Origin of the sequence: Nonomuraea sp. CA-143628 (assembly GCF_050942315.1) — a bacterium.
In the GTDB taxonomy this organism is placed as follows: Bacteria; Actinomycetota; Actinomycetes; order Streptosporangiales; family Streptosporangiaceae; genus Nonomuraea.
Map to the genome: position 1 here is coordinate 2236804 of NZ_CP192072.1, position 15560 is coordinate 2252363.

The 15560-nt window shown below is 69.7% G+C and carries 15 protein-coding genes and 1 pseudogene; 12 read left to right on the forward strand and 4 right to left on the reverse strand.

Features of this window, described 5'->3' with window-relative positions; translation table 11 throughout:
* Positions 1 to 56: 56 nt before the first annotated feature.
* Entirely contained in the window at positions 57 to 1019 is a 963-nt protein-coding gene (locus ACQP2T_RS10470; protein WP_433515954.1) for a GlxA family transcriptional regulator, read from the forward strand.
* A gap of 6 nt (positions 1020 to 1025) precedes the next feature.
* On the opposite strand, the gene ACQP2T_RS10475 is transcribed toward ACQP2T_RS10470, so the two are convergent.
* On the reverse strand, positions 1026 to 1619 hold the full coding sequence (locus tag ACQP2T_RS10475; protein ID WP_357644750.1) for a TetR family transcriptional regulator: 594 nt from the start codon (positions 1617 to 1619) through the stop codon (positions 1026 to 1028).
* A 242-nt stretch (positions 1620 to 1861) separates the two neighbouring features.
* Here ACQP2T_RS10475 and ACQP2T_RS10480 point away from each other — a divergent pair, with 242 nt between their 5' ends.
* The 6 genes from ACQP2T_RS10480 (at position 1862) to ACQP2T_RS10505 (ending at position 8323) form a co-directional block, all read left to right on the forward strand.
* On the forward strand, positions 1862 to 3517 hold the full coding sequence (locus ACQP2T_RS10480) for an AMP-binding protein (RefSeq protein WP_433515955.1): 1656 nt from the start codon (positions 1862 to 1864) through the stop codon (positions 3515 to 3517).
* Positions 3517 to 4557: an acyl-CoA dehydrogenase family protein gene (locus ACQP2T_RS10485; protein WP_433515956.1), complete on the forward strand. Its 1041-nt coding sequence runs from the start codon at positions 3517 to 3519 to the stop codon at positions 4555 to 4557. The genes ACQP2T_RS10480 and ACQP2T_RS10485 overlap by 1 nt, the downstream gene beginning before the upstream one ends.
* Complete coding sequence (locus tag ACQP2T_RS10490; RefSeq protein ID WP_433515957.1) at positions 4557 to 5711, forward strand: acyl-CoA dehydrogenase family protein; 1155 nt, start codon at positions 4557 to 4559, stop codon at positions 5709 to 5711. The genes ACQP2T_RS10485 and ACQP2T_RS10490 overlap by 1 nt, the downstream gene beginning before the upstream one ends.
* Positions 5708 to 6655, forward strand: a complete 948-nt coding sequence (locus ACQP2T_RS10495) for a bifunctional MaoC family dehydratase N-terminal/OB-fold nucleic acid binding domain-containing protein (RefSeq protein WP_433515958.1) — start codon at positions 5708 to 5710, stop codon at positions 6653 to 6655. The genes ACQP2T_RS10490 and ACQP2T_RS10495 overlap by 4 nt, the downstream gene beginning before the upstream one ends.
* Positions 6655 to 7083, forward strand: a complete 429-nt coding sequence (locus tag ACQP2T_RS10500) for a MaoC/PaaZ C-terminal domain-containing protein (RefSeq protein WP_433515959.1) — start codon at positions 6655 to 6657, stop codon at positions 7081 to 7083. Before ACQP2T_RS10495 ends, ACQP2T_RS10500 begins: the two co-directional genes overlap by 1 nt.
* A gap of 73 nt (positions 7084 to 7156) precedes the next feature.
* Complete coding sequence (locus ACQP2T_RS10505) at positions 7157 to 8323, forward strand: lipid-transfer protein (RefSeq protein ID WP_433515960.1); 1167 nt, start codon at positions 7157 to 7159, stop codon at positions 8321 to 8323.
* A gap of 18 nt (positions 8324 to 8341) precedes the next feature.
* Here ACQP2T_RS10505 and ACQP2T_RS10510 read toward each other — a convergent pair whose 3' ends face one another.
* Together ACQP2T_RS10510 and ACQP2T_RS10515 are read right to left on the reverse strand one after the other, a co-directional pair.
* Positions 8342 to 9502, reverse strand: coding sequence for a methyltransferase domain-containing protein (locus tag ACQP2T_RS10510; RefSeq protein WP_433515961.1), 1161 nt, complete (start codon positions 9500 to 9502; stop codon positions 8342 to 8344).
* On the reverse strand, positions 9499 to 9639 hold the full coding sequence (locus ACQP2T_RS10515; protein ID WP_433515962.1) for a hypothetical protein: 141 nt from the start codon (positions 9637 to 9639) through the stop codon (positions 9499 to 9501). Before ACQP2T_RS10515 ends, ACQP2T_RS10510 begins: the two co-directional genes overlap by 4 nt.
* 245 nt (positions 9640 to 9884) lie before the next feature.
* Here ACQP2T_RS10515 and ACQP2T_RS10520 point away from each other — a divergent pair.
* Both ACQP2T_RS10520 and ACQP2T_RS10525 read left to right on the forward strand, forming a co-directional pair.
* Positions 9885 to 10016 (forward strand): annotated as a pseudogene (locus tag ACQP2T_RS10520) (helix-turn-helix domain-containing protein); the annotation flags it as partial.
* A gap of 12 nt (positions 10017 to 10028) precedes the next feature.
* A complete protein-coding gene (locus tag ACQP2T_RS10525) occupies positions 10029 to 11186 on the forward strand; it encodes a hypothetical protein (protein ID WP_433520024.1) in 1158 nt (385 codons plus the stop codon).
* Here the strand turns inward: ACQP2T_RS10525 and ACQP2T_RS10530 are convergent.
* Entirely contained in the window at positions 11176 to 12870 is a 1695-nt protein-coding gene (locus ACQP2T_RS10530) for a hypothetical protein (protein ID WP_433515963.1), read from the reverse strand. The genes ACQP2T_RS10525 and ACQP2T_RS10530 overlap by 11 nt on opposite strands.
* A 264-nt stretch (positions 12871 to 13134) precedes the next feature.
* Here ACQP2T_RS10530 and ACQP2T_RS10535 point away from each other — a divergent pair, with 264 nt between their 5' ends.
* From ACQP2T_RS10535 to ACQP2T_RS10545, 3 genes are read left to right on the forward strand one after another with little or no spacing between them, the layout of a single operon-like run.
* A complete protein-coding gene (locus ACQP2T_RS10535; protein WP_433515964.1) occupies positions 13135 to 14193 on the forward strand; it encodes an ABC transporter ATP-binding protein in 1059 nt (352 codons plus the stop codon).
* The gene (locus tag ACQP2T_RS10540) at positions 14186 to 14890 is read left to right on the forward strand and encodes an ABC transporter permease (protein WP_433515965.1); all 705 of its coding nucleotides are present in this window, start codon (positions 14186 to 14188) and stop codon (positions 14888 to 14890) included. Before ACQP2T_RS10535 ends, ACQP2T_RS10540 begins: the two co-directional genes overlap by 8 nt.
* Entirely contained in the window at positions 14887 to 15558 is a 672-nt protein-coding gene (locus tag ACQP2T_RS10545; RefSeq protein WP_357949999.1) for an ABC transporter permease, read from the forward strand. The genes ACQP2T_RS10540 and ACQP2T_RS10545 overlap by 4 nt, the downstream gene beginning before the upstream one ends.
* Positions 15559 to 15560: the final 2 nt, after the last annotated feature.

Below are 15560 nucleotides of genomic sequence, written 5' to 3' on the forward strand. Positions count from 1 at the left end.
GCGCCGGGTATCGGGCGGCGAGTGGCCCGGAGGCCAAGATGTGTAAAGATCGGGCCATGCATCGTGTGGTCGTACTGGCGCTGCCGAACGTCATCCCGTTCGAGCTGAGCGTGCCGTCCAGGATCTTCTGTACGGCACGCGATCCGGGAGGCGAGCCGCTCTACGAGGTGATCACCTGCACGCTCGACGGCGGCCCCGTCGCCACGGCCGCCGACTACGCGATCGTCGTCGAACACGACGCGAGCGCACTGGCGAGCGCCGACACCGTCGTCATCCCCGCCGCCGTCGGCTTCGCGGACATCACCGGCCCGGAGTCGCTGCCTCCCAAGCTGCTCGACGCCCTCTCCCTGGTACGGCCGGGCACCCGCGTCGTCTCGATCTGCATCGCCAGCTTCGTCCTCGCGGCCGCGGGACTTCTCGATGGCCGCCCGGCCACCACCCACTGGCGGCACGCCGAGCGCTTCGCCCGCCTCTTCCCCGACGTGCGGATGGACTCGGACGTGCTGTTCGTGGACGACGGCGACGTGCTCACCTCGGCGGGCGCGTCGGCGGGCGTGGACCTCTGCCTGCACCTGGTGCGGCGCGACCACGGAAGTGAGATCGCCAACCAGGTGGCCCGCCACTGCATCGTCCCTCCGTGGCGGGACGGCGGCCAGGCCCAGTACGTCGAACGCCCGGTCCCCGAACCGTCGGCCTCCGGCACCGCCCCCACCCGGGCGTGGGCCCTCCAGCACCTGTCCACCCCGCTCCAGCTGGCCGACCTGGCCGAACACGCGGGCATGAGCAGGCGCACCTTCACCCGGCGCTTCCGCCACGAGGTGGGCCAGAGCCCCGGCCAATGGCTGCTCCAGCAGCGCGTGGAGCTGGCCAGGCACCTCCTGGAGACTACGGACCTGCCGGTGGACCGGGTGGCGGAACAGGCGGGTTTCGGCACGGCGGCCTCCCTGAGGCAGCACCTGCACGCGTCGCTGGGGGTGTCCCCGCACGCGTATCGCCGTACGTTCAGGGCGGTCGGCTGACGACAACTAGAGATCGTTGACGAGCCGTGCGGCGGCGATCTCGATGCGGCGCTGGATCTGCTCATAGGTGCGGCGCCCGCGCAGCATCTCCAGCAGCTCCTGCACCCACACGCTGGACAGCGACCCCGCCAGGTCGAGCTGCACCTCGCTGGCCCGATCGCGCGTGAGGTCGGCCGAGACGCGCAGCAGCAGCCCCGTCATCCGGTCGCCGAACGGCGTCTCCACCTCGGCCATGATCAGCGACCGGATCAGCGCGTCGGCCAGCTCCGGCTCGCGCATGAGGCCGCGCGTGGCGCGCATCAGGACGTCGACCGCGCGGCCCGCCGGGGTGGAGGCGCTCGGCGGACGGCGCTGGATGCTGCTCTCCAGCAGGTCGATCTCCTCGCCGACGACCGCCACGACCAGGTCCATCTTCGACGGGAAGTAGCGGTAGAGGGTGCCGAGCGCGACTCCGGCCCGCTCGGCGACCGTGCGCATCTGCATGGCCTCGACGCCGCCGCGTGAGGCCAGGGCGGCGGCGGCCTGGACGATGCGCTTGCGTCGCTGGTGCTGGCTACGCGTACGGACGCTGTGACCGCCGGACGTGGAATGGCTCTCCATGATCCCCTCGGTGTCGCTGGGGGGCGCGGCGGTGGTCGCCTGCGGGGTACGCATGAGAACACGTTATCTGATTTCTCGATAACTCGGCTTGTTACCCGCGAGTCACAAAGAGCCTGCATAGGCGCATGTCTGCGGCGCTACAGGCATATATCCAGACTTGTTGGGATGTGTCGTGGCTGGACAGATATTAGAATCTGTTCTAGTTTGCGGAACTGTTGACCGAGCGCTTGCTGGGAGGGTCGATGGCCGCGGACACACTCGCCGCCCTGCTACTGGCCCGGGCCGATGATGACCGTCCGGGGCTGGTGTTCGAGGATCGCGTGTGGTCGTGGCGCTCGGTCGTGGCCGCCTGCCGTACCGCCGCCGACTGGCTGACCGCCCGCTCCTTCGACGGGCCGCCGCACGTGGGGGTGCTCTGCGACAACGTTCCGGAGATGGTGTTCCTGCTGGGTGGGGCCGCGCTGTCCGGGCGGGTGCTGGTGGCTCTGAACCCGACCCGATCGGTGGCGGAGCTGACCCGCGACGCCCAGGCCACCGACGTCGGGCTTCTGCTGTGGGACACGCCGTACGAGACGGTGGCGCGGTCCGTCGCCGAAGCCTCGGGTACGGCCTCGACGCCCGTCCCGGACAGGGGCTCGGGGGACCTGCCTCTTCCGGGGAGGGACGCGAGATCTGAGCCGGACGCGAGCCCTGATCCCGGCACGAGTCCGGCTGATCCGGGCGCGTTGGTCATGCTGATCTTCACCTCGGGGACGTCCGGACGGCCGCGGGCGGTGCGGATCACGCAGCGGAAGATCGCCGTCCCCGGCGTCTCACTGGCCGCGATGCTGACCCCCGCCGACGCCGTCTACTGCGCGATGCCGCTCTTCCACTCCGGCGCCGTCATGGCCGCGTACGCCCCCGCCGTGGCATCAGGGGCGACGCTGGTGCTGCGGCGGAGGTTCTCCGCGTCGGGCCTGCTGCCGGACATCAGGCGGTACGGCTGCACGTACCTCCACTACGTCGGCAAAGTGCTCTCCTACGTCCTGGCCACCCCGCGGCAGCCCGACGACGCCGACAACCCCCTGAAGCTCGCCTTCGGCAACGAGGGGAGCGCCACGGCGACCAGACGGTTCGGGGAGCGGTTCGGCTGTCATGTGATCGACGCGTTCGGGTCGACGGAGACGGCCATCTCCCTCACTCCGGACCCCACGGGACCGCCCGGCTGCCTCGGCAGGCTGCCGGCGGGCATCGAGATCCGCAGCTGGCTGACCGGCCTGCCGTGCCCGCCGGGCCGCGTCGAGGACGGGCGGCTGCTCAACCCCGACGAGGCGATCGGCGAGCTGGTGAACACCGGCGGCCTCGGCCTGTTCGACGGCTACTACAACGACCCGGAGGCCGACGCCGAGCGGATGCGGGAGGGCGTGTTCTGGTCGGGCGACCTGGCGTACGCGGACGCCGACGGCTACGTGTTCTTCGCCGGGCGGGGCACCGAACGGCTCCGCGTGGACGGCGAGAACCTGGCGGTGGCGCCCATCGAGGCGGTCCTGCGGGAGTTCCCGGGCGTGATCGAGGCGGCCGTCTACCCGGTGCCGGACGCGGCGGCCGGAGACCAGGTCATGGCGGCGCTGGTCCTGGAGGCGGCGTTCGACCCCGTGGCGTTCGCCGGGTTCCTCGCCGGGCGCCGCGATCTGGGCGCCAAGTCGTTCCCCCGGTACGTACGCATCTCCGACGGTCTGCCCCAGACCCCCTCGCACAAGGTCGTCAAGCGTGTCCTGGTGAAGGAGGGCTGGCGGACGGCCGACCCCGTCTGGTGGCGTCCTGCGGGCGCGGAGATCCGATTACTGGGCGGCGCGGACGTCGCGGCGATCGAGCGGGAGTTCGCCCGGCACGGCCGGCAACACCTTTTGGAGAAATAGTGGATTTCAACCTGGATGAGACCCAGCAGGACCTGCGTACCCTGACCGCCGACCTCCTGGCGAAAGAGGCGACCCAGGAGCGGCTGGAGGCGCACGAGAAGAGCGGCCGGCCGTATGACGAACGGCTCTGGCAGGCGCTGTGCCAGGCGGAGTTGATGAGCGTGTGCGTACCGGAGGAGGCGGGCGGAGCCGGGCTCGGGTCCGTCGAGCTGGCCGTGGTGCTCCGCGAGTTCGGCGCGCGGGCCGCACCCGCGCCCGCGCTGGCGACGCTGATGAGCACGCTCGCGCTGGCCCGCTACGGCACACCCGCGCAGCAGCGCCGGCCGGCCGACGGCATCGGCACGGTGGCGCTGCGGGAGCCGGGCTGGGCGCCGGCGGCCCCGCCCGTGACCGCCGCCGAGAGGGACAGCGACGGGTGGGTGCTGACCGGCCGCAAGATCGGGGTCCCGTACGGGAGCGAGGCGGCGTACATGCTGGTCACGGCCGCCGAGGGGGTGTTCCTGGTCACCGGCGGATGGACGGCGCGCCCGGAGTTCGCCGCCAACGGCGAGCCGCTGGCCACCGTCGTGCTCAACCGGACCCCGGCCGAGCGGCTGGCCGGTCCGGAAGCGGTCTCCGGTCTGCGGCAGATCTTCACGGCGGCCGTCGCGGCCCAGGCGAGCGGCGTGCTGGCCGGAGCTCTGAAATTGACCACCGAGTACATCAAGAACAGGAAGCAGTTCGGCCGCGCCCTGGCCGAGTTCCAGGCGGTCACCGTACAGATCGCCGACGTCTACATCGCCGCGCGGGCGCTCGACGTGGCCGTGTGGTCGGGCGCCTGGCTCCTGGCCAACGACCTCCCGGCGGAGGAGGACCTGGCCGTGGCCGCCTTCCACGTCAGTGAGGCGTACAAGGCGCTCTTCACCTGCCAGCACCTGCACGGCGGTCTGGGCCTCGACGTGACGTACCCGCTGCACCGCTACTTCGCGCACGTCAAGCACCTGACGCACCTGCTCGGCGGCACCGACGCCCAGCTCGACCTGATCGGAGCGCTCGTCTGATGCTGATCGACCTGACCCCCGAGCAGCGCAGGCTCCGCGACGAGCTGCGCGAGTACTTCCAGAACTGCCTCACCGACGAGGACCGCCGCAAGATCTCCCAGGACCCCTTCGGCACCGCCTACATGGAGCACTGCCGCAGGCTCGGCCGCGACCGCAAGCTCGGCCTCGGCTGGCCGAAGGAGTACGGCGGCGCCGGTTACGGCCCGCTCGAACAGCAGATCTTCGCCAACGAGATCGCCCGCGCCGGCGTGCCGTACCCGATCATCACGCTGCAGACGGTCGGACCCACCCTGATGCAGTACGGGACGCAGGAGCAGAAGGAGATGTTCCTGCCGAGCATCCTGGCCGGCGAGTGTCACTTCGCGATCGGCTACAGCGAGCCCGAGGCCGGTACGGACCTGGCCTCGCTCCGGACCACGGCGGTGCTCGACGGCGACCACTACGTCGTCAACGGCCAGAAGATCTTCACCAGCGGCGCCCACTACGCCCAGTACATCTGGCTCGCCACCCGCACCAACCCCGACGCCAAGAAGCACAAGGGCATCACGATGATGATCGCCTCGACCGACGATCCCGGCTTCTCCTGGACCCCGATCATCACCATGGACGGCCGTCACCACACGAACGCCACCTACTACGCCGACGTCCGCGTCCCGGCGAGCATGGTCGTCGGCGAGGTGGACAAGGGCTGGGACCTGATCGTCAACCAGCTCAACCACGAACGCGTCACGCTCGGTCCTGCCGGGAACCTCGGCGGGACCTACGACCGCTTCCTGGCCTGGGCGCGGCGTACCGGGCGGCTGGAGAATCCGGACGTACGGCGGGCGCTCGGCAGGATAAGGGCTTACTTCCGTACGAACGAGCTGCTCAACTGGCAGGTCGCGGCGAACATGGACCTCGGCTGGCTGGGCGCGCCCGACGCGTCGGCCACCAAGATCTACGCCTCGGAGCGGGTACAGGAGGTCGGCCGGCTCATCGGCGACATCCTGGCCCGCTACGGCGACCCGTCGGACCCGGAGACGGCCGAGCTCCTGGAGCGCACCGATCACGGGGTGAAGGGCGCGGTGGTGCTGACGTTCGGCGGCGGGGTGAACGAGGTGCAGCGCGAGCTGATCGCGATGCTCGGCCTGAGCCTCCCGAGGCCGCCCCGATGACCGACCCCTCGATGACCGACTCCGCGCGCGTGGACAGGGAACTGCGGGAACTGGCGGACAAGCAGATCGCCCTCGGGGAGATGCGCGGCACCCCCGCGGCCGATCCGGTGAACGTGCCCATGATCAGGCACTGGCTGACCGCCCTCGGCGACGCGAACCCCGCCTACCTCGACCAAGGGGTCGCCCCGCCCGCGATGATCCAGGTCTGGACCATGCAGGGCCTCCGCCAGGACGCCAAGGACCGCTCGCCGGTCGACGACATGCTCGCCGCGCTGCAGGCGCACGGCTACACGGGCGTGGTGGCGACGAACTGCGAGCAGACCTATCACCGGTACGTACGGCTCGGCGAGCGCCTGACCCCGTCGACCCGCTTCACGAGCCTTGTGGGCCCGAAGCGGACGGCGCTCGGCGAGGGCTACTTCGCCACCTGGAACGTCACTTGGTACGACGAGGCGGACGAACCAGTGGCCGAGATGATGTTCCGAATCCTGAAATTTCGCCCACGCACCGGGACCGCGAAACCCCCGGAGACCGGCCGCCGCGAGCCGTACCCGTTGCGCCCCGCCGTCAACGCCGACACGGCCTTCTTCTGGGAGGGCGTCCAGCAGGGCGAGCTGCGCATCCAGCGCTGCGCCGACTGCGGCGAGCTGCGCCACCCACCCGGCCCGATCTGTCCCGCCTGCCGCTCCACCAACCGCACCCACACCGTGGCGAGCGGCCACGGCACCGTCTACAGCTACGTCGTCCACCACCACCCCCCGGTGCCGGGACGCGAGACGCCCTTCGTGGTGGCAGTGGTGGAACTGCCAGAAGGGGTGCGGATCGTGGGAAACATCGTGGACTGTCCTACCGACGCCGTGAGTATCGGCATGTCGTTGCGTGTGACGTACCGCGCGCTGGACGACGAACTAGTCCTGCCCATGTGGGCGCCAGGGGAGTCGTGATGGAGACGCTGACCGAAGATCAGGTCGAGATCGGTTCGGTGCTTCCCGAGCTGTCGATCGACCTCACGCCCACGGTGGTCGTCTCCACGGCCCTGGCCACCATGGACTTCACGCCGGTGCACCACGACGTCGAGCGCGCCCGCGCTCAGGGCTCCAAGGACATCTTCCTCAACATCCTGACCACGATGGGGCTGGTGGAGCGGTACGTCACGGACTGGGCGGGTCCGGCGGCCATCATCAGGCGTATCAACGTCAAGCTCGGCGTCCCGGCGTACGCGGGCGACCGGCTCAGCTTCACGGGCGCGGTCGTCTCGCGGGCGGAGGGAGAGCTCACCGTCGAGGTGCGCGGCAAGGTCAGCCTCGGCGACCACGCCACCGGCACGATCACCCTCACCCTCCCCACAGCCCCTGACCCCCACAGCCCCTGACCCGGTCAGGGCCCTGATCCGAACAGGGCCCCGACCCGAACAGAGCCCCCTGACCCGAAGGAGTGGCACGTCAGTGCTCAAGTCACGAGCCGCCATCGCCGGCATCGGCGCCACCGAGTTCAGCAAGCGATCCGGCCGGTCGGAGCTGCGACTGGCGGCCGAGGCCGTCTTCGCCGCGCTCGACGATGCCGGGGTGGCGCCGGGTGACGTGGACGGGATGGTGACCTTCACCCAGGACACCAACCAGGAGATCGCCGTGGCCCGCGAGATCGGCGCCGGTGAGCTCACGTACTTCTCCAGGGTCGAGTACGGGGGCGGCGCGGCGTGCGGCACGGTGGCGCAGGCCGCCATGGCCGTCGCGACCGGCATGGCCACCACCGTGGTCTGCTACCGGGCGTTCAACGAGCGGTCCGGCCGGAGGTTCGGGCAGCCGGACGCCCGCCTGGGCGGCCAGCCGACCTCGCAGGGGCTGGAGATGAGCTGGCACGTACCGTTCGGGCTGATGACGCCCGCCGGGTGGGTGGCCATGTTCGCCCAGCGGTACATGCACACCTACGGCGCCACCTCAGAGGACTTCGGCCGGGTGGCCGTCGCCATGCGCAGGCACGCCGCCACGAACCCCGCCGCCTGGTTCCACGGCCGCCCCATCACCCTGGCGGAGCACCAGGAGTCCAAGTGGATCGTGGAGCCGCTGCACCTGCTCGACTGCTGCCAGGAGAGCGACGGGGCCGTGGCCTTGGTGGTCACGACCACCGAACGGGCCCGGGACCTGCGCCGCTCCCCGGCGGTTATCACGGCCGCCGCCCAAGGCTCGGGCGCGGGACAGATGATGATGACCAGCTACTACCGCGATGACATGAGCGGCCTGCCGGAGATGGGAGTCGTCGGCCGACGTTTATGGGAAATGTCCGGCCTGACCCCACAGGACATCCAGACAGCCATCCTGTACGACCACTTCACCCCGTTCGTCCTGGCCCAACTGGAGGAGCTGGGCTTCTGCGGCCGGGGAGAGGCTCCTGACTACCTCCAGGACGGCGGCATCGAGTTGGGCGGCCCCCTGCCCGTCAACCCGAACGGCGGCCAGCTGGGGGAGGCCTACATCCATGGCATGAACGGCATCGCCGAGGCCGTACGGCAGCTGAGAGGCACCTCCGCCAACCAGGTGAGCGGCGTCCGCAACGTCCTGGTGACGGCGGGCACCGGCGTCCCGACCAGCGGGCTGATCCTGTCGGCCGGCTGACGGCGCCTTTTCGCATGCTCAGGCGCTGCTCAACATCACCTCCGGAGTGTCGAGCCATACCCGCTGTCCCTCCGGCGTGACCGTCACGCCGAAGCGCTCCCAGTGCGGCTCGCCCAAGGCAACCCACTGGGCGTACGCCTGAACGACCTCATCCCACAGCGGCCGGTCGCCTACCTGCTGGACGCCGTAGTCGAGATCGTCCGGCCGCCACGTGGCCGCTGCCCACGAGCGAGGATCGTCCGGGTCGGAGACCCACATCCGGGCATACTCGCCCCTGTCGTCAGCCCCCGTGGTGGTGTGCGACAGGCACCCGGTCAGCGCCGCTATGGCCAGGTCCGCGCCCGCGCACAGCTGACCGAGCGCTCGTGGATCGAGCGCCACCCGATAGTGCCGCCGCTCCTGACCCGGCAGTTGATTCAGGCTCGGGCGGGGACGCTGCGACCGCAGCATCATGTAACCGGCGTACCCGACCACCCGCCCGACGGCGGTCCCGTCTTCCCGCACCTCCAGGCGTAGCGCGTGGCTGGTGCCGTAGCCGGGATGCCACGGCAGCACGATCACGCCGCCGGGCCGTGTCTGCTCGACCCACGGGTACGGGATCGTCCTGATTCCGCAGGTGACGTGTACGCGGTCGTACGGCTCCCCATCCGTGCAGCCGAGCGCGCCGTCACCGACGAGCAGCCGCGGACGGAACCCTGTCTCGTTCAGGTTCTTCGCCGCCTGCTCGGCCACCTGGGGATCCACCTCGATGGAGGTCACCTCCCCCTGACCTCCCACGAGATGGGACAGCAGCGCCGCCGTCCATCCGGTGCCCGTCCCCACTTCGAGGACACGGTGACCGGGTTCCACCCGCAGGTGGTTGAGCAGGTCGGCCACCGTGGACGGCGCGGACGCCGACGAGGTGGAGTCTCCCCGCAGCGCGCTCAGGTCGGTGGTGCCGTCGTCGAGCTGTGTGACGATGATGCTGCGCGAGTAGACGGCATCCCACCAGGCGCCAGGGTCGGCCTGCTGGTCGATCAGGTACGGCTCTCCCTCCTCGACGACCAGCCCGACCGACGGAATGAACAAGTGACGGGGGACGTTCCGCACCGCCTCCTTGATGGAGTCGCTGATGTCGCCGGCTTCCTCGGGATCGCACGCGGCGATCAGCCGGTCCATTCGCTCGGGGGTGACGTTCACTTCTTTCCCTTGCCCTTGGCGTGGTCGCCCTTGGGCTCTTGATGCTGGTCGTTGGTGCTGCTGCCGGGAGACTTGCCGTGCTTGTCGGCGTCGAACTCTTCGTCCTTCGGGCTGTTGGGGTCTTCGCGACGGCCCATGCTGGCCTTCCTTCCTCCTTGTGCCCGCAATTCCTGATCAGCTAGGTACATTTCAGACTCCGTCAATTGATCGCAGCTTGTGGCGCCTGGCTTTCGAATGCGGGGACGTTTCCGCCGTTCAGCAGTAGCGTGGCCAGTACGGGATGCGGTGGTCTAGACGCTGGGCGTTAACTGCCGTTCACCGTTGTCCACCAGCGTTGAGTGGAAAACAGTGGAAAACCCGATAGGGCGCGCGCGGAGGCGGCATGGGCGAGGAGACATTCGGCCAGGTCTTGCGCCGCCTCCGTGGCAGGCGTCCGCTGGCGGCGGTCGCCAGAGCAGCGGGCATATCAACGAGTTATGTCCATAAATTAGAAAACGGATATGGGACGCCAACCCATACAGTGGTCATGGCGCTCGACGCCGCTACCAATGCGGCAGGTGAGCTAATTGCGGCATATGAGAATACGGAGCCGCTAACCGCGATAAATGCGGAGTTTCGCCCCACTATCGAGATGTTGGGCCCTGTGCGTACTCTGGATATAGAAGACGATTTGGGGGAGGACGCCACGGAACGCCGCAGACTCCTGCAGATGGCCGCCGGCCTCGGAGCGCTCGGACCCAGCGAAGCTCTCCGCCAACTCATCGACCTCAGCATCCCCAGCACTCGATCAGCAGAAGACTGGGAACTTGTCTGCGCCGACCATCTGTACGCCATCCGGCGTCGTCCCCCCGCCCAGGTCCAAGCGGACATCCATATCGACCTCATGGCGGCGGTGCACCAGGTCCAGCAGAGCATCGCCCAGATCGGGCCCGACCACGCGCATACGCGCGACCTGTACCGCGCGTTGGCCGCGCTCGCCACGCTGCACGCCAACGTGCTCACCCGCCTCGCCCAACACGGCGCCGCACTCCGGTGGTGGCGTACCGCACGCCAAGCCGCCGACGCGAGCGGCGACCTGTACCTGCAACTCGGCGTACGCAGCACGGAGGCGGGGCACGGCATCGGCGGTGGTCAGCGGGACCCGGAAACGGTGCTCCGTCTTCTGTCCAGCGCCGCGCCATTGGTCGAGAAGGTGCCGGGTTCGTACGGCGCCGCGCTGATCGACTACACCCGCTGCCGGGCCCTGGCCATGGTTGGGCGACACGATGAAGCACGCGCGACGTTGGAGCGGATCAGCGAGCGTCTGAGCACCGGTCATCTGCCGGCCAGCATCATGGCTGACTACTGGCGGTCGGGGCAGCTCCCGTTCGCTCGGGTATGGGTGTACAGCGCGGCAGGCGACATGGCGCAGGCCAGTGAGGCGCGGGACCAGATCATCAGAGGCAACCCCGACTACCAGTACCCGGCTATCGCGCGCCTGCTGACCGCGCAATGCACAGTGGTCAACGGCGGGGTTGACGAGGGACTGCGGGTGGCTGCTGAGGTAGTGGACGGCCTGCAGGCCATCCACCGGACGACGATGGTCGAACATGCTGGGCGGATGGTGTTGTCGGCGGTTCCGGTGGAGCAGCGGGAGCGGCTGGCAGCGAGCGATCTGCGGTCAATGCTCGCAGCTAGCCGATGATGAGCGGGACCGCGAAGAAGACGATCATCGCGATGGCGACGCAGACCAGGAATCCGACCAGTTCCCACGCCCAGTCGTGGTGCCGGTCCTTGCCGGGGCGTACCCGGGCTCGCGGTAGGTCCGGTACCTCCGGGAGGTCCTCGGGTAGGTCGTCCACGATGGGCAGGTCGTCCACGGTCGGTGGGAACGGCAGCGGGGCAGGCAACCGGTAGATGGGCTCCCTGGCGGCGGCCCTGGGGACGAAGAGGGCGCCCGGCTCCCTGGCCTCGCCCTTGTGCACGAGGATGTCGCCAATGGCGGGCAGTTCCTGGGTGATCGGCTCGTCGTCCAGCACGTCCGCCGGAATGGACGCCGAGAGAGTGAACGGACGTTTCGGCAGGGGCTCCGGCTCCTCGGCCGGCCGGGCGGGCGCGGGCTTCTCGGAAGCGGGCTGCGGTAAGCGGAACAACCCATCACGCACCGGTCGCGCACCAGAGGGGGCGTCGTCGGACGGCCGCGAGCCGGAGACCGCGTCCCCAGACGGTCGCTTACCGAAGAGGGCGTCGTCGGACGGTCGCTTGCTGGGGAGCGCGTCGGAGGATGGTCGCGTGCCGGAGAGGGCGTCGTCGGACGGTCGCCTGCCGAAGAGCGCGTCCCCAGATGACCGCGTGTCGGAGAGCACGTCCCCGGGCAGTCGCGTGCTGGGTGACCGAGGCGTGAAGAAGCGCTGTCCCTCAGGAGCCAGGCCCTCGGGAGTCGGACCCTTGGGAGCCAGACCTGTAGGAGCGGGACCCTCAAGAGGGGAGCCGGGTCCGAACGGGTCGCGGAGTTTGGGCATCGGTGCCGTGGGCGCCTCGTGCTCCGGCACTCGGGACGGCGACGGCGGCGTCAGCAGCTCCGTCGGGAAGATCCCGGTGCTGGTCGCCGCGTCCGCCACGGCCAACGGCTGCGGCCACGTGGGCGGGCCCGGCCAGAGCGGCTTGACGAACATCGGCGCCGCCGTACGACCGGGCGGGACCTGAGGAGCGAAATGCGAGTGGAGAGAGGCGGGCGGCGGCGGCCAGGGCAGCCGTCCCAGTACGTCGCGCAGCGGCGCCACGCCGAGCGCCCCGTAGACGTCGGCCACCGGCTTGGACACGCGGGTTTCTGTGCGGGCCAGGGTGGTGTCGAGCGCCTGCCGGTAGCGGTGCGTGGCGCTGGTGGCCAGCTCGTCCGCCGTGTCGGGCGCCACGTCGAGCACCCAGGCCAGCTCGGCGCGGTCCAGGCCGCACACCTCGCACAGCACCAGCACCTCGCGCTGGTGCGGGCGCAGCTCTCGAAGGACCCGCTCCACCAGTGCGGACGCCGGGTCGATCAGCGGGTCGACCGCCGGCGGCGCGTAGACGACATCGCGGCGCTGGATCTCGCGGCGGGCGAACGCGAACAGGGCGGCGCGCGCAGGCGGCCCCGCCTGCCCGCCAGCGCCGGCGGACATCGAGGCAGCGGCCGTGGAACCGCGGGCGGACATCGAGGCGGCGGCCGTGGAACCGCGGGCGGACGCCCAGGCGTCGGCGGCGGAACCGAGGACGGACACCAGGGCGTCGGCTGCGGAACCGTGGTCTCCGAGCTGGTCGGCGCAGTACGCGAACAGCCCGGCGGCATAACGGTCGTAGAGCTCCGCGATCAGTTCGGCCCGGGAGGGGTGATCGGTGAGCAAGTCTGTCACGGGGCCGGATCCTCTTGCTGAAATCGGACGCTTGAGGTGGGGGGTGCGGCGTCTGAGTTTGTGGTGTTAATCATGCCAACTTACCCAGGTGCCGCGCACTACCAGAACGGCATTTCGTATGAAACTTGCAGCTAGCTGAAGCGTTTCAGAGAGGCCCGAGGGGACAGAGTGCGCTGGATCGCCGTAGTCTGGTCGTCCTGAGAGATCATGCGGCGGTCGTAGCAGGGGGGCTGCGGCCCCCGCCACGAACGCGAGAGGTCGCGCGTGATCACATTTGACGACGTCACCAAACGCTATCCGGACGGCACGGTCGCAGTCGATCACCTGAGCCTTGAGGCGCCGACGGGTGAGATCACCGTGTTCGTCGGCCCCTCCGGTTGCGGGAAGACGACGTCCCTTCGAATGATCAACCGGATGATCGACGCCTCAGAGGGGCGGATCCTCCTTGACGGTGAGCCCGTGCAGGGCATCGATCCGCCGACGTTGCGGCGCGGCATCGGCTATGTCATCCAGCAGGCCGGCCTCTTTCCGCACCGGAAGATCGTTGACAACATCGCCACCGTCCCCTATTTGCTCGGCTGGGACCGCAAGAAGGCCCGTGATCGCGCCATGGAGCTGCTCGAACGCGTGGGACTCGACTCGGCCATGGGCGAGCGTTACCCGTTCCAGCTGTCCGGCGGGCAGCAGCAGCGGGTCGGTGTGGCCAGGGCGCTCGCGGCGGACCCGCCGGTGCTGCTCATGGACGAGCCGTTCAGCGCGGTCGACCCGATCGTCCGCACCAGCCTGCAGGAAGAGCTGCTCAGGCTGCAGGCGGAGCTGAACAAGACCATCGTCTTCGTCACCCACGACATCGACGAGGCCATCAAGCTCGGCGACCGGGTGGCCGTCCTGCGGGTGGGCGGCAAGCTGGCGCAGCTGGCCGACCCCAAGACGCTGCTGTCAGAGCCCGCCGACGACTTCGTCCGCGAGTTCCTCGGTCATGACCGGGGCATCAGGCGCCTGCAGTTCATCTCGACGGAGGGCCTGCGTCTGCGCGACGACCTGACCGTGTCCGAGGGCTTCGAGGGGCCCACGGACGAGCCGTGGCTGCTCGTCGTCACCGGGGACGACCGGCCGGTCGGCTGGATCTCGCGCGAGCGGCCCGCCGAGCTGGAGCCGTACGGGACGTTCGTGCTCGGCCGCGACTCGATGCGCTCGGCCCTCGACGCGGCGCTGCTGTCGCCGTCGGGCTGCGCGGTGGCCGTCGACGGGGACGGCAAGGTCGTCGGCGCCGCCACCCGGGAGGCGCTCGACGAGGCACTGGCGGAGGCGGCCGATGGCTGACGGATCACCCTCTACCTGGGCGATGGCCGATGGGCCTCCTTCCATATGGGAGTGGATCGCGCGCAACTGGGACACCGGCCGGGTCGACAGCATCAAGAACCTGCTCGGCGACCACCTGATCATGTCGCTGGTGCCGATCGTCGTCGCGCTGATCGTGGCGCTGCCGCTGGGGCTGGCCAGCGTGCGCTGGCGCTGGCTCTACCAGCCGACCACGGGCGTGTTCAACGTGATCTACGCGCTGCCGTCGTTGCCGGTCTTCATGCTGCTCATCCAGTTCACCGGCCTGTCGAAGACGACCGTGATCGTGCCGCTGACCTTCTACGCCTGCGCCGTGCTCATCCCGTCGGTCGTCGACGGGCTCGGCGCGGTTCCCGAGCACGTGCGGCAGTCGGCTGTCGCGATGGGGTTCACGCCGCTGCGCCGCCTGGTGCAGGTGGAGTTGCCGATCGCCACGCCCGTCGTGATCGCCGGGCTCCGGGTGGTCGCCGTCTCCAGCATCAGTCTCGTGAGCGTCGGCGCGCTGATCGGGCAGGGCGGCCTGGGCATGCTGTTCACCAGGGCCTACCAGAACCCGTTCGTGCCGCCCGCGCTCGTCGGCATCGTGCTGATCGTGCTGCTGGCCCTCATCGCCGACGGCCTTCTGGTGCTCGCCCAGCGGCTGCTCACGCCCTGGGTACGGGCTAGGAGGTCCGCGTGAACTGGCTGCTGGAGTTCTTCGGCAAGGCCGACAACTGGTCGGGCCCGGCGGGCATCCCCGCGCGGCTGCTCGAACACCTGGAGTTCTCGGTCATGGCGCTGGCCCTGGCCGTGCTGATCGCGATCCCGCTCGGCCTGCTCATCGGGCACACCGGCAAGGGCGGGATCGGCGTGGTGGTCACGGCCAACCTGGCCAGGGCGCTGCCGACGCTGGGGCTGCTGGTGCTGTTCGTGCTGCTGCTGGGCACCGCGTCCATCCTGCCGGTGATCATTCCGCTGGTGCTCCTGGCCATACCCCCGATCCTGGTCAACACCTTCGAGGGCATCAGGGGCGTGGACCCGGAGTTGCGCGACGCCGCCTACGGGATGGGCCTGCGGAGCGGGCAGGTGCTCGGGCGGGTGCTGGTGCCCGTGGCGCTGCCGCTGATCCTCCTGGGGCTCCGGCTGTCGGCCATCCAGGTGGTCGCCACCACCACGATCGCGGCCTACACCGGATTGGGCGGGCTGGGGCGATTCGTTATCGACGGGTTCTCGACTCAGGATTACGCCAGTGTCGTCGGGGGTTCAGTACTGATTGTGTTGTTCGCGCTCGTCGTGCAGGTGCTGTTCACCCTCGTCCGGAGGGTGACGGTCTCCCCAGGGGTGAGCCAGCGGGTCAAGGTCCGCTAATC